Raw genomic sequence first — 13907 nt, forward strand, 5'->3', positions numbered from 1 at the left:
CCTTATACTGAAATAAGGTTCTGGCCATATTGCCCGGTGGCGCTGCGCTAACCGGGCCTACGCGCAGGCCGGATAAGGCGTAGCCGCCATCCGGCAAGACACCGCGCAGTAAACCTCAGGAAAACACATAACGATAAGGAGGAAAACCTTCCGTGCTGACGTTGTTACACCTGCTCTCCGCAGTGGCACTGCTGGTATGGGGCACCCATATTGTCCGTACCGGCGTAATGCGCGTGTTTGGCGCACGTTTACGTACCGTTCTCAGCAGCAGCGTTGAGAAGAAGCCGCTCGCCTTCTGCGCGGGTATTGGCGTCACGGCGCTGGTGCAAAGCAGCAACGCCACCACCATGCTCGTCACCTCGTTTGTGGCGCAGGATCTGGTCGCGCTCGCCCCGGCTCTGGTTATCGTCCTGGGAGCCGACGTCGGTACCGCGCTGATGGCGCGTGTTCTGACCTTCGACCTCTCCTGGCTGTCGCCGCTGCTGATTTTCATCGGCGTGATCTTCTTTCTCAGCCGTAAGCAGACGCGTGCCGGACAGCTTGGCCGCGTAGGCATTGGCCTTGGCCTCATCCTGCTGGCGCTGGAGCTGATTGTTCAGGCGGTTACCCCTATCACCGAAGCCAACGGCGTGCAGGTCATCTTCGCCTCGCTGACCGGGGATATCATGCTGGATGCGCTGATCGGTGCGGTGTTTGCTATCGTCAGCTACTCCAGCCTGGCAGCGGTCCTGCTGACGGCAACGCTCACCGCTGCGGGCGCGATCTCCTTCCCGGTGGCGCTGTGTCTGGTGATCGGTGCCAACCTCGGCTCCGGCCTGCTGGCGATGCTCAATAACAGCGCCGCCAATGCCGCCGCCCGCCGCGTGGCGCTGGGCAGCCTGCTGTTTAAGCTGGTGGGCAGCCTGATTATTCTGCCGTTCGTTCATCCGCTGGCGAACCTGATGGACAACCTTCCGCTACCGAAGGCGGAGCTGGTGATCTATTTCCACGTGTTCTACAACCTGGTGCGCTGTCTGGCGATGGTGCCGTTCGCTGCGCCGATGGCCCGCTTCTGCGAGCGCCTCATCCGCGATGAACCGGAGCTGGATGCGCGCCTCAAGCCGAAGCATCTGGACACCTCGGTGTTGGATACGCCCGCGTTGGCTATCGCCAATGCCGCCCGTGAAACGCTGCGCATGGGCGATGCGATGGAAACCATGCTCGAAGGGCTGCAGAAGGTGATGCACGGCGAGCCGCGCGAAGAGAAAGAGCTGCGCAGGCTGGCAGACGACATCAACGTGCTGTACACCGCCATTAAGCTCTATCTGGCGCGCCTCCCGCAGGACGAGCTGGCGGAAGAGGAGTCGCGCCGCTGGGCGGAAATCATCGAGATGTCGCTCAACCTTGAGCAGGCGTCGGATATCGTTGAACGTATGGGCAGCGAGATCGCCGACAAATCCCTGGCCGCGCGTCGTGCGTTCTCGGGAGAAGGGCTGAAAGAGCTGGAAGCGCTGCACGAACAGCTGGTCAGCAACCTCAAGCTGGCGATGTCGGTCTTCTTCTCCAGCGACGTACCGAGCGCGCGCCGCCTGCGCCGCAACAAGCACCGTTTCCGCATTCTCAACCGCCGCTACTCGCACGCTCACGTTGAGCGCCTGCACCAGCAAAACGTGCAGAGTATCGAAACCAGCTCCCTGCACCTGGGGCTGCTGGGGGATATGAAACGCCTAAACTCGTTGTTCTGCGCGGTGGCCTACAGCGTAATGGAGCAGCCGGACGAAGATGATGAGCGGGATGAGTATTAATCCCCGGCGTGTTTGAGTGTTAACCCAAAACCCAATGCTTTCATGACCGCGAGCGTGGTTTTGAGCGTTGGGTTTCCTTTATCACTAAATGAACGATAAAGCTGCTCACGTGATAAGCCGGTTTGCTGTGAAATGGTCGACATTCCTTTGGCTCGCGCAACAACACCAAGGGCTTTAGCGATATACGTCGAGTCGCCTGTTTCTAGTGCATCAGCGATAAACACGGCGATTTCCTCGTCATCCACCAACGCGTTGGCGGGATCGTAAGGTGTTAATTTATGCATGCTCATTCACTCCTGCCATTGGGATACATTGCCCAGCATTTTTGCCATCAGTATGTCTCTGTCCTGGCTGCTTTTGTCACCGCCACATAACAGCACAATGATGCAATTGCTTTGGTCTTTAAAATAGATTCTGTAGCCCGGACCAAAGTGGATCCTTAGCTCACTTATACCTTCTCCCACGGGTTTAACGTCGCCCGCTAAGCCATTTGCCAACCGAAAGAGGCGGGACGCGATAATGGTCTTCGCTCGTCGATCTTTTAAGTTTTGCTCCCAGCGTCGGAAGGATTCTGTCTGAACAATCTCCTTCATATTACTCCCTGTGATTTATAAACTACAAACACTTCTACATGGAGAGTAAAACTAAAAGGCTTGAACACATGGGTAAATGAAAGGATGCTAAATCCTGAAAGCATCTCGCAAACTAAAAAACCCGTCTCAGTTACCGTCGGCTAATCTTTTTTTTCGGCCCAAACCTAAGGTATATTTCGCCCTTCACAGGAGAAACTATGCTGCCAACTCAATCAACCCGATTAAACAAGTACATTAGCGAGAGCGGGATCTGCTCACGTCGCGAGGCTGACCGTTACATTGAACAAGGTAACGTGTTTCTTAACGGCAAGCGCGCCACCATCGGCGACCAGGTGGTGCCTGGCGATGTGGTTAAAGTGAATGGTCAGGTCATCGAACCGCGTGATGCTGAAGACCTGGTGTTTATCGCGTTGAACAAACCGGTTGGGATTGTCAGCACCACGGAAGACGGTGAACGGGACAACATCGTTGATTTCGTGAACCACAGCAGCCGTATATTCCCGATTGGCCGTCTGGATAAAGACTCTCAGGGGCTGATTTTCCTTACCAACCACGGCGACCTGGTCAACAAAATTCTGCGTGCCGGTAACGACCACGAGAAAGAGTACATTGTCACGGTGAACAAGCCGGTGACGGACGACTTTATTCGGGGCATGGGCGCTGGCGTGCCGATCCTCGGTACCGTCACGAAAAAGTGTAAGGTCAAGAAAGAAGCGCCGTTCGCGTTCCGCATTACGCTGGTGCAGGGCTTAAACCGTCAGATCCGCCGCATGTGCGAGCACTTCGGCTACGAGGTGACGAAGCTGGAACGCACGCGCATCATGAACGTCAGCCTGTCGGGCATTCCGCTCGGTGAGTGGCGTGATTTAACCGGAGACGAGCTGATCGAGCTGTTCAAGCTTATCGAGAACTCCTCCTCCGAAGCGAAGCCGAAAGCTAAAGCGAAACCGAAAACGCAGGCCATTAAGCGTCCGGTGGTGAAGGCACCACAGGCGGAAGAGAAAGGTCGAGGCAAACCGGCCAACGGAAAACGCTTTGCCCAGCCTGGCCGCAAAAAGAAAGGGCGCTAATTAGCGCCGTCCACGGGTAGAGGTATTGGCCGACCAGGAAAAGGTCGTTTCGGTATCCGGCTTATAAGCCTGCTGCTTTTTCAGTTTGCGGGCTTTTTTCGCCTCGGCGTCACGCTGCGCCATCAGTTTATCGATGTACTCTTTCTTAACCTGATTGGTTTCGGCGTTCGTCAGCGTGCGGCCATGTGCGATGCGGGCGCGGTCGAGAAGCGTTTTCAGTTCACGCTGCTCGGCTTCCGTCATGTCTTTCTGGGTCAGTCGTGGTGTCGCCATTGCTGGAACCTCCTGATGGGGAGGCTCCAGTGTAAAGCATGTGACGTCAATTAACGTTGTTCCACCACATCTTTTTTCGCGGATTCATCAATCGGCTTGCCTGACCAGTAGCCCGCCAGCAGCGAGCCGGAGAGGTTATGCCAGACGGAGAACAGCGCGCCCGGCAGGGCCGCCAGCGGTGAGAAGTAAATCTTACCGAGCGCCGCCGCCAGGCCGGAGTTCTGCATCCCTACCTCGATCGCCAGCGTGCGGCAGGTCGATTCGTCAAAGCCAAACAGCTTCCCGCCCCAGTAGCCCCCCAGCAGACCAATGGTGTTATGCAGCACTACCGCAACGATCACCACAAAACCGACAGAGGCAATGTGCGACGCGGAACCGGCGACTACGGCGCTGATGATCGCCAGTATGCAAACCATTGAAAATGCAGGCAGGTACGGCTCAACCGCTTTCACCACGCGCGGGAAAAGATGGTGAATGACCAGCCCCAGCGCAATCGGGATCACCACGATTTGCAGAATGCTGAGCAGCATGCCCATCACGTCCACCTGAATATGCGCATCAACGTACAGACGGGTTAATAGCGGTGTAGCAACGACGCCAACCAGCGTCGAAACGGACGAGATCGTGACGGAGAGCGCCACGTCGCCTTTCGCGAGATAGATCATCACGTTAGATGCCGTACCGCTGGCGACGCTGCCCACCAGCACCATCCCGGCGGAGAGATCGGGCGGCATATTAAAGGCCATCGCCAGCAGCCACGCCGCGAGCGGCATCACCAGGTAGTGCAGGAAAATCCCGGCGGCGACCGGCGCCGGACGAGACAGCACGCGTTTGAAGTCGTCGATTTTCAGATGCACGCCCATGCCGAGCATGATCAGCATCAGCAGCGTGGTGACCCACGGGCCGATGCCGGTGAAGGTGGTGGGGGTGTAATACGCGAGTACAGAGAGCAGCAGCGCCCATAACGGGAACAGCCGGGTGATAGAGGATAACATAGTGAATTCCTTGCAGTATTGTCGTGTTGTTTAGTTATGAAAAAGCCGGGTCTGTGCCCGGCTTATCGATATTGTTTAACGTGCTAACGAATTTTATTCAAACAAATTCTGATGAAGTTTCTGCACGACCGGCTCAGCCTGATCGGCAGGCACCAGGAAGCAGAGGTTGTAGCTGGACGCGCCGTAGCAGATCATGCGAATGTTGAACGGGTCGAGGACGCCAAACACCTCTTTGCCCACGCCGCAGGCGCGCGACAGTTTGTTGCCAATGATAGCCACCAGCGCCAGGTTTTCTTCCACTTCCACGCGACACAGTTCAGACAGTTCAATCAGCAGTGATTGCGTCAACAGGGTGTCGCCAGTAGAGGTTGAGCCGGTGGTGTCCAGCGTCAGCGCGATGCTCACTTCAGAGGTGGTGATCAGGTCCACGGAGATATTATGGCGCGCCAGAATGCCAAACACTTCCGCCAGGAAGCCGCGAGAGTGCAGCATATTATGGCTGTGTAACGTCACCAGCGTCTGCTTACGGCGCAGGGCCAGCGCGCGGAAGAGTGGCGGGTTCTCGGTTTTCTTGCAGACCAGCGTGCCGCCCGCTTTTGGATCTTTACTGGAGCCCACGAAGACAGGAATATCGCTGCGCACCGCAGGCAGCAGCGTTGCCGGGTGCAGCACTTTAGCGCCGAAAGTCGCCATTTCAGCCGCTTCTTCAAAGGCGATCACATCAATACGTTTTGCCGCAGAGACGACGCGCGGGTCGGTAGTATAAATGCCCGGAACGTCAGTCCAGATATCCACGCGTGTTGCATGCAGGGCTTCACCCAGCAGCGCGGCGGTGTAGTCACTGCCGCCGCGACCCAGCGTCGTCGTGCGTCCTTTCGCTTCGCTACCAATAAAGCCCTGGGTGATCACTATGCCTTCCGCCAGGCGCGGGGCCAGTTGCTGGTTGGTCAGTTCAGCCAGCGCTTCAACATCCGGTTCGGCGCGGCCAAAGCGGTCGCTGGTACGCATGATTTTACGCACGTCAAACCACTGCGCCTGAACGTTACGTTCGCGCATGATTTCAACAAACAGCAGGGTGGACATCAGTTCACCGTGACTGACCAGTTCGTCGGTCAGGGCGGTGGAGGTCGCCAGAGAAGCCGCTTCTGCCAGGGTGGTAATATTTTCCAGCAGACGTTCCACTTCCTCGCGGATCACGTTCGGATTTTGCAGACGTTCCAGGATGTCGAACTGAATTTTGCGCAGTGCATCCAGCTTCACGAAACGTTCTGTCGCTTCAAGTCCTTCAGACAGAGAAACCAGCAGGTTCGTCACGCCAGCGGATGCAGAAAGCACCACCAGGCGGGTATTCGGATCGGCCAGCACCACATCGGCGCTGCGGTTCATGGCATCGTAATCGGCCACACTGGTGCCGCCAAACTTGGCGACCACAAAACTCGTCATAACAACCTCGTGTCAGGGAATGAATAGAGCGACCATGGCACAAGAAAGAAACGAAAACAGGTGCAGGCGCAAAATACGGCCCTATAAATAAAATGTGGGGGAGGTCCTGTCAATGCTGGGATTATGCGGATTTTTTATGGGGGGGTACCCCTCAGTAACAGGACTTATAACAGGGCCATATTTTATGCTCCCTTTTAGCCTGTTTTGGGCGACATTTCGCCGCCCCGGGAGGCTCCGCCAGCAGCTATACTTTTCGGGTCTTTTCACCTGCGTTTGATGCAGGCCAGGGCAATGGCATAAAAACCATCACAATTTTTATTTGCAGGCGCTACAATCGACCGCAGTCACAATTCTCAAATCAGAAGAGTATTGCTAATGAAAAACATCAACCCAACGCAGACCGCTGCCTGGCAGGCACTACAGAAACATTTTGATGAAATGAAAGACGTCACCATCGCGGATCTGTTCGCGAAAGATGCCGATCGTTTCAATAAGTTCTCCGCGACCTTCGACGACCTGATGCTGGTGGATTTCTCCAAAAACCGCATTACCGAAGAGACGCTGGCAAAACTGCAGGATCTGGCGAAAGAGACTGAGCTTGCCGACGCCATCAAATCCATGTTCTCCGGTGAGAAAATCAACCGTACCGAAGACCGCGCCGTGCTGCACGTGGCGCTGCGTAACCGTAGCAATACCCCAATCATCGTTGACGGCAAAGATGTCATGCCTGAAGTGAACGCGGTGCTGGAAAAGATGAAAGCCTTCTCTGAAGCAATCATCTCCGGCAGCTGGAAAGGCTACACCGGTAAGGCTATCACCGACGTGGTGAACATCGGTATCGGCGGTTCTGACCTCGGCCCATTCATGGTGACCGAAGCGCTGCGTCCGTACAAAAACCACCTCAACATGCATTTCGTGTCTAACGTTGATGGTACCCACATTGCCGAAGTGCTGAAGAAGGTGAACCCGGAAACCACCCTGTTCCTGGTCGCGTCCAAAACCTTCACCACCCAGGAAACCATGACCAACGCCCACAGCGCGCGCGACTGGTTCCTGAAAACGGCTGGCGACAACAAACACGTGGCGAAACACTTCGCGGCGCTGTCTACCAACGGTAAAGCGGTGGGCGAGTTCGGTATTGATACCGCGAACATGTTCGAGTTCTGGGACTGGGTTGGCGGCCGCTACTCACTCTGGTCCGCGATTGGTCTGTCCATCATCCTGTCCGTGGGCTTCGACAACTTCGTTGAGCTGCTCTCCGGCGCGCATGCGATGGATAAACACTTCTCCACCACCGCGCCTGAAAAAAACCTGCCGGTGCTGCTGGCGCTGATTGGGATCTGGTACAACAACTTCTTCGGCGCTGAAACCGAAGCGATCCTGCCATACGACCAGTACATGCACCGCTTTGCGGCCTACTTCCAGCAGGGCAACATGGAGTCCAACGGCAAGTACGTTGACCGTAACGGCAACGCGGTGGATTACCAGACGGGCCCAATCATCTGGGGCGAGCCAGGCACCAACGGTCAGCATGCCTTCTACCAGCTGATCCACCAGGGCACCAAAATGGTACCGTGCGATTTCATCGCGCCGGCTATCACGCACAACGCATTGTCTGACCACCATCCGAAGCTGCTGTCCAACTTCTTCGCGCAGACTGAAGCGCTGGCGTTCGGTAAATCTCGCGAGGTGGTTGAGCAGGAATACCGTGATCAGGGTAAAGATCCGGCAACCCTGGACCACGTTGTGCCGTTCAAAGTGTTCGAAGGCAACCGTCCAACCAACTCCATCCTGCTGCGCGAAATCACCCCGTTCAGCCTGGGTGCGCTGATTGCCCTGTACGAGCACAAGATCTTCACTCAGGGCGCTATCCTGAACATCTTCACTTTTGACCAGTGGGGCGTTGAGCTGGGCAAACAGCTGGCAAACCGCATTCTGCCAGAGCTGGGTGACGATAAAGCGATCGACAGCCACGACAGCTCTACAAACGGCCTGATTAACCGCTATAAAGCATGGCGTGCGTAATCAATATGTCATGAAAAATGCCGGCGATATGCCGGCATTTTTTTATCGGATAATTCCTGATGTCTGTTAGTTAACTCAAATTCTGCTTCTGAGTTTTATCTGAAAAAGGCCGTTAACCCGTTAATCACTGCGGTTTATTTTAGGAAGATCCGGATAATTAATTTATTAGTGATTAATTATATCTTATTGATTTTTAATCATAACATATTTTATCAATTCATCTTGTATTTCGTTTTTATCCATTAATCTGAAAACTCCCTCCCTATTTATCCGTACGGCAGTCCCGCTGCTTTAGTTGTGTATACTCGAATCCGCCTGAATTTCTTTTCGGGCAAATCTCCATTCATTCATTGAAGGGAAATTGTTATGAAAAAAGTACTGTATGGCATTTTTGCCATATCTGCGCTTGCGGCGACATCTGTTTATGCTGCTCCGGTTCAGGTCGGGGAAGCGGCAGGGTCGGCTGCGACGTCTGCGTCTGCGGGAAGTTCTACCGCAGCCAGCACCAGCACCGTAAGTTCAGCCGTGGGTGTCGCGCTGGCGGCAACCGGTGGCGGTGATGGCTCCAATACCGGAACCACGACCACCACGACGACCAGCACCCAGTAATAGCGGGTGTTTTAATCATAACCACACTTCGGTGTGGTTATTTCGCCCCTTCGGAGAAGAGTCGTGAAGCGACCTGCAATCATTATGATTTGCCTGCTGTTGCAGGCGTGCTCAGCCACTACCAAAGGGCTGGGAAACTCCCTGTGGGACAGCCTGTTCGGTACGCCAGGCGTGCATCTGACCGATGACGAACTGCAGAACATGCCGTATGCCAGCCAGTACATGCAGCTTAACGATGGCCCGCAACTGTTTGTGGTGCTCGCTTTCGATGAAAACGGGCAGCAGAAATGGGTGACGCAGGATCAGGCCACCATCGTGACGCAGCATGGTCGTATCGTGAAAACGCTGCTGGGGGGTGACAATCTGCTTGAGGTAAACAACCTCGCCGACGATCCGCTGATCAAACCTAATCAGATCACCGACGGCGCAAGCTGGACGCGCACAATGGGTTGGACTGAACACCAGCAGGTGCGCTACGCCACGGCGCGTTCTACCTTCCGCTGGGACGGCACCGACAGTGTCAACGTCGGTAGCGACGAAACAGAGACTCGCGTGCTGGATGAAGAGGTCACGACCGACCAGGCGACCTGGCATAACCGCTACTGGATAGATGAAGAAGGGCACATTCGCCAGTCCCTGCAGTATCTCGGTGCCGGTTTCTTCCCGGTGAAAACAACCCTGATCAAGGCGGCGAAATCATGAAAACGCTCATTCACGTTGCGCTTCTCGCCAGTCTTGCCACGCCGCTGGCATGGTCTGCGGGGACAGTGAAGGTCTACACGCCGGACAACGCGCAACCCAAAACCTTAACTAACGCAGAGCATCTGCTCGATCTCGTTGGACAACCAAGGCTGGCTAACAGCTGGTGGCCGGGTGCGGTTATCAGCGAGCGTCAGGCAACGGTCGTGGCGGAACAACAACACCTTGCCCTGCTGGCTCGCCTGACGGGATTGGCGGAGCAGGAAGATGGCGACGATGCCGCCGCTATCAACAACGTTCGCCAGCAGCTCCAGGCGCTGAAGGTAACAGGCCGCCAGAAGGTGAACCTTGATCCAGATGAAGTGCGCGTCGCGGAAAAGGGTAACCCCACGCTTGAGGGGGAGTACACGCTCTGGCTGCCGGTGAAGCCGACGACGGTGACCGTGATGGGGCTAATCAGCAGTCCGGGCAAAAAGCCCTTTACCCCCGGTCGCGATGTGGCGAGCTATCTCGACGAACAAAGCCTGCTGAGCGGCGCGGATAACAGCTACGCCTGGATTGTTTACCCCGACGGGCATACGCAAAAAGCACCCGTAGCATACTGGAATAAGCGACATATCGAACCCATGCCCGGCAGCGTGATTTTTGTCGGCTTTGCCGACCATTTCTGGACGAAGGCGTATGACGGGCTTAATGCCGATATCCTTCATTCCCTGACGCAGCGGATACCGGATTAATGAAAAGAACCTATCTCTACAGCATGCTGGCGCTGTGCGTAAGCGCTGCCTGCCATGCGGAAACGTATCCGGCGCCCATTGGACCGTCGCAATCAGACTTCGGCGGCGTCGGTTTACTGCAAACCCCTACCGCGCGTATGGCACGCGAGGGGGAGATCAGCCTCAACTATCGCGATAACGACCAGTATCGCTACTACTCCGCCTCGGTACAGCTGTTCCCGTGGCTTGAAACCACGCTGCGCTATACGGACGTGCGAACGAAACAGTACAGCAGCGTCGACGCGTTCTCCGGCGATCAGACCTATAAGGACAAAGCCTTCGACGTCAAGCTGCGCCTGTGGGAAGAGAGCTACTGGATGCCGCAGGTCTCCGTGGGTGCAAAAGATATCGGCGGGACCGGCCTGTTTGATGCGGAATATATCGTGGCCAGCAAAGCCTGGGGACCGTTTGATTTCTCGCTCGGTCTTGGCTGGGGGTATCTCGGCACCAGCGGTAACGTGAAAAACCCGTTTTGTACCTACAGCGATAAATACTGCTACCGCGATAACAGCTACCAGAAAGCGGGCTCCATCAACGGGGACCAGATGTTCCATGGTCCGGCGTCGCTGTTTGGCGGTGTAGAGTATCAAACGCCCTGGCAGCCATTACGCCTGAAGCTGGAGTATGAAGGGAATGACTACTCGCAGGACTTCGCCGGGAAAATTGAGCAGAAGAGCAAGTTTAACGTCGGCGCCATTTACCGCGTCACCGATTGGGCCGACGTTAACCTCAGCTACGAGCGTGGCAATACCGTGATGTTTGGCTTCACGCTGCGCACCAACTTTAACGATATGCGTCCGCACTATAACGACAATGCGCGGCCTGCGTATCAGCCGGAGCCGCAGGATGCGATCCTCCAGCACTCCGTGGTCGCCAATCAGCTGACGTTACTGAAATACAATGCCGGTCTGGCCGATCCGAAAATCCAGACCAAGGGCGACACGCTGTACGTCACCGGCGAGCAGGTGAAATACCGCGACTCGCGCGAAGGGATCGAGCGCGCCAACCGGATCGTTATGAACGATCTGCCGGAGGGGATCCGCACGATCCGCGTGACGGAAAACCGCCTCAACCTGCCGCAGGTGACGACCGAAACGGACGTCGCCAGCCTCAAGCGCCATCTGGAAGGTGAACCGCTCGGGCATGAAACCGAGCTGGTGCAAAAACGCGTTGAGCCCGTGGTGCCAGACACCACGGAGCAGGGCTGGTATATCGATAAATCGCGCTTTGATTTCCATATCGATCCGGTACTGAACCAGTCCGTCGGCGGGCCGGAAAACTTCTACATGTATCAGCTGGGTGCGATGGCGACGGCGGATCTGTGGGTCACCGACCACCTGCTGACCACCGGCAGCCTGTTCGGCAACATTGCGAACAACTACGACAAGTTTAACTACACGAACCCGCCGAACGACTCAAAGCTGCCGCGCGTGCGTACCCGCGTGCGTGAGTATGTTCAGAACAACGCTTACGTGAACAACCTGCAGGCCAACTACTTCCAGTACTTCGGCAACGGCTTCTACGGCCAGGTGTACGGCGGGTATCTGGAAACCATGTTCGGCGGTGCGGGGGCAGAGGTGCTGTACCGTCCTGTTGACAGCAACTGGGCGTTTGGGATTGACGCTAACTACGTCAAACAGCGTGACTGGCGCAGCGCGCAGGACATGATGAAGTTCACCGACTACAGCGTCAAAACCGGCCACCTGACCGCCTACTGGACGCCTTCGTTCGCGCAGGACGTGCTGGTGAAAGCCAGCGTCGGCCAGTATCTGGCGGGTGATAAGGGCGGTACGCTGGATATCTCCAAACACTTCGACAGCGGCGTCGTGGTGGGCGGCTATGCCACCATCACCAACGTTTCGCCGGACGAATACGGGGAAGGGGACTTCACCAAAGGGGTCTATGTGTCGATTCCGCTGGATCTGTTCTCGTCAGGGCCAACCCGCAGCCGTGCGGCAGTGGGCTGGACGCCGCTGACGCGTGACGGCGGCCAGCAGCTTGGACGTAAGTTCCAGCTGTATGATATGACCAGCGATAAGAATATTAACTTCCGCTGATGCCCCTCACCCTAACCCTCTCCCCAAAGGGGAGAGGGGATGGTTTGCTCCCTCTCCCTTTCAGGGAGAGGGCCGGGGTGAGGGTATTGCACTCCGGAACGTATAAAACATAAACAAAAAATATAGATCCCAGTCACATTTTTGCGTTATACAGGAACCTCGCCCTGGAGAATGAGGTGCTGTATGACATCCCTGACTCGCCCGCGCGTTGAGTTCATCTCAACGATACTCCAGACCGTGCTGAACCTCGGTCTGCTGAGCCTTGGCCTGATCCTGGTCGTCTTTCTCGGCAAAGAGACGGTGCATCTGGCGGATGTGCTATTTGCCCCTGAGCAAACCAGCAAATATGCGCTGGTGGAAGGCCTGGTGGTCTACTTTCTCTACTTTGAATTTATCGCCCTGATTGTGAAGTACTTCCAGTCCGGCTTTCACTTCCCGCTGCGCTATTTTGTCTACATTGGCATCACCGCCATTGTGCGGCTGATCATCGTCGATCATAAATCCCCCCTCGACGTGCTGATCTACTCGGCGGCGATCCTGCTGCTGGTGATCACCCTCTGGCTGTGTAACTCGAAGCGGCTGAAACGGGAATAAAAAAATGGCGGCCCGGAGGCCGCCTAACAACAGTCACAAGTTGGGTCAATACAATACGTCTAAAGTTGAGGGTTGCAGTGGCATAACAGATGAAACTTAACCTTTCACGCCGCCCGCCGTCAGGCCATTCACCAGCCAGCGCTGGGCCAGCAGGAACACCACGGTAATCGGGATGGCGGACAGTACGGCCGCCGCGGCAAAATCGCCCCACAGGTAGTTTTGCGGGTTGAGGTATTGCTGCATACCTACGGCCAGGGTGTAGCTGTTCACATCGCGCAGTAACAGTGAGGCGACCGGTACTTCGGTGATCGCCGCGATAAACGACAGGATAAACACCACCGCCAGAATCGGCACGGACAGCGGCAGCAGCACCAGACGGAACGCCTGCCACGGGGTAGCGCCATCCAGCGACGCCGCCTCTTCCAGCGAGCCGTCGATGGTTTCGAAATAGCCTTTAATGGTCCACACGTGCAGGGCAATACCGCCGAGATAGGCAAAGATCACGCCGCCGTGGGTATTCAGACCGATAAACGGCACGTACTGGCCCAGACGGTCAAACAGGGCATACAACGCCACCAGCGACAGCACGGCCGGGAACATCTGGAAAATCAGCATCCCTTTCAGCAGCGTCGCTTTGCCCGGGAAACGCATGCGGGCGAAGGCGTAAGCACAGGTGGTGGAGAGCGTCACGATGCCGATCGCGGTGATGGTCGCAACCTTCACCGAGTTCCACAGCCACAGCAGCACCGGGAACGGCGGCGGCGTGACGCGGCCATCCGCGTGTTCAACGCTGAAGCCCAGCGCGAGCTTCCAGTGCTCCCAGGAGATTTCATCCGGGATCAGGCTCCCTGTCGCGAAGTTACCCGAACGCAGGGAGATGGCGATAACCATCAACAGCGGGAACATGATCGCCGCGATGAAAATCAGCAGGCCTAAGTGCGTCGCGAGGAGGCGCAGTTTCTGAGATTTGGGTTGGACCATAGACATAA

At 56.1% G+C, this 13907-nt stretch carries 14 protein-coding genes; 8 read left to right on the forward strand and 6 right to left on the reverse strand.

Annotated features, from left to right (window positions below):
• The first annotated feature begins 152 nt into the window (after positions 1-152).
• Positions 153-1784 (forward strand): Na/Pi cotransporter family protein, encoded by a 1632-nt coding sequence (locus N2K86_RS01305; protein WP_260660197.1) that lies wholly within the window; start codon positions 153-155, stop codon positions 1782-1784.
• Here the strand turns inward: N2K86_RS01305 and N2K86_RS01310 are convergent.
• Together N2K86_RS01310 and N2K86_RS01315 are read right to left on the reverse strand one after the other, a co-directional pair.
• Entirely contained in the window at positions 1781-2068 is a 288-nt protein-coding gene (locus tag N2K86_RS01310; protein ID WP_041912091.1) for an addiction module antidote protein, read from the reverse strand. The genes N2K86_RS01305 and N2K86_RS01310 overlap by 4 nt on opposite strands.
• Before the next feature lie 6 nt (positions 2069-2074).
• Positions 2075-2377 carry a type II toxin-antitoxin system RelE/ParE family toxin gene (locus N2K86_RS01315; protein WP_260660198.1) on the reverse strand — a complete coding sequence of 101 codons (303 nt, stop codon included), beginning with the start codon at positions 2375-2377 and terminating at the stop codon, positions 2075-2077.
• A 197-nt stretch (positions 2378-2574) separates the two neighbouring features.
• Between N2K86_RS01315 and rluF the strand changes: the two genes are divergently transcribed.
• Complete coding sequence (gene rluF, locus N2K86_RS01320) at positions 2575-3447, forward strand: 23S rRNA pseudouridine(2604) synthase RluF (protein ID WP_260660199.1); 873 nt, start codon at positions 2575-2577, stop codon at positions 3445-3447.
• Here rluF and N2K86_RS01325 read toward each other — a convergent pair whose 3' ends face one another.
• From N2K86_RS01325 to lysC, 3 genes are all read right to left on the reverse strand, one after another.
• On the reverse strand, positions 3448-3720 hold the full coding sequence (locus N2K86_RS01325; protein ID WP_014830263.1) for a DUF3811 domain-containing protein: 273 nt from the start codon (positions 3718-3720) through the stop codon (positions 3448-3450). It abuts the gene before it with no gap.
• 50 nt (positions 3721-3770) lie between these two features.
• On the reverse strand, positions 3771-4715 hold the full coding sequence (gene panS / locus N2K86_RS01330; protein WP_260660200.1) for a ketopantoate/pantoate/pantothenate transporter PanS: 945 nt from the start codon (positions 4713-4715) through the stop codon (positions 3771-3773).
• A gap of 93 nt (positions 4716-4808) precedes the next feature.
• On the reverse strand, positions 4809-6158 hold the full coding sequence (gene lysC / locus N2K86_RS01335; RefSeq protein WP_260660201.1) for a lysine-sensitive aspartokinase 3: 1350 nt from the start codon (positions 6156-6158) through the stop codon (positions 4809-4811).
• Between the two features lie 375 nt (positions 6159-6533).
• Between lysC and pgi the strand changes: the two genes are divergently transcribed.
• From pgi to psiE, 6 genes are all read left to right on the forward strand, one after another.
• Positions 6534-8183, forward strand: coding sequence for a glucose-6-phosphate isomerase (gene pgi, locus N2K86_RS01340; RefSeq protein ID WP_089598599.1), 1650 nt, complete (start codon positions 6534-6536; stop codon positions 8181-8183).
• 366 nt (positions 8184-8549) lie between these two features.
• Positions 8550-8792, forward strand: a complete 243-nt coding sequence (gene yjbE, locus N2K86_RS01345) for an exopolysaccharide production protein YjbE (RefSeq protein WP_013095034.1) — start codon at positions 8550-8552, stop codon at positions 8790-8792.
• Positions 8793-8855: 63 nt separating this feature from the next.
• Positions 8856-9494 carry a YjbF family lipoprotein gene (locus tag N2K86_RS01350; RefSeq protein WP_260660202.1) on the forward strand — a complete coding sequence of 213 codons (639 nt, stop codon included), beginning with the start codon at positions 8856-8858 and terminating at the stop codon, positions 9492-9494.
• The gene (locus tag N2K86_RS01355; RefSeq protein WP_260660203.1) at positions 9491-10228 is read left to right on the forward strand and encodes a capsule biosynthesis GfcC family protein; all 738 of its coding nucleotides are present in this window, start codon (positions 9491-9493) and stop codon (positions 10226-10228) included. Before N2K86_RS01350 ends, N2K86_RS01355 begins: the two co-directional genes overlap by 4 nt.
• Complete coding sequence (locus tag N2K86_RS01360; RefSeq protein WP_260660204.1) at positions 10228-12324, forward strand: YjbH domain-containing protein; 2097 nt, start codon at positions 10228-10230, stop codon at positions 12322-12324. Before N2K86_RS01355 ends, N2K86_RS01360 begins: the two co-directional genes overlap by 1 nt.
• A gap of 183 nt (positions 12325-12507) precedes the next feature.
• Positions 12508-12918 (forward strand): phosphate-starvation-inducible protein PsiE, encoded by a 411-nt coding sequence (psiE, locus tag N2K86_RS01365; protein ID WP_000202963.1) that lies wholly within the window; start codon positions 12508-12510, stop codon positions 12916-12918.
• Positions 12919-13014: 96 nt separating this feature from the next.
• Here the strand turns inward: psiE and malG are convergent, their stop codons facing one another.
• Positions 13015-13905, reverse strand: a complete 891-nt coding sequence (malG, locus tag N2K86_RS01370; protein WP_126546103.1) for a maltose ABC transporter permease MalG — start codon at positions 13903-13905, stop codon at positions 13015-13017.
• Positions 13906-13907: the final 2 nt, after the last annotated feature.

Origin of the sequence: Enterobacter mori, from assembly GCF_025244905.1 — a bacterium.
In the GTDB taxonomy this organism is placed as follows: Bacteria; Pseudomonadota; Gammaproteobacteria; order Enterobacterales; family Enterobacteriaceae; genus Enterobacter; species Enterobacter mori_A.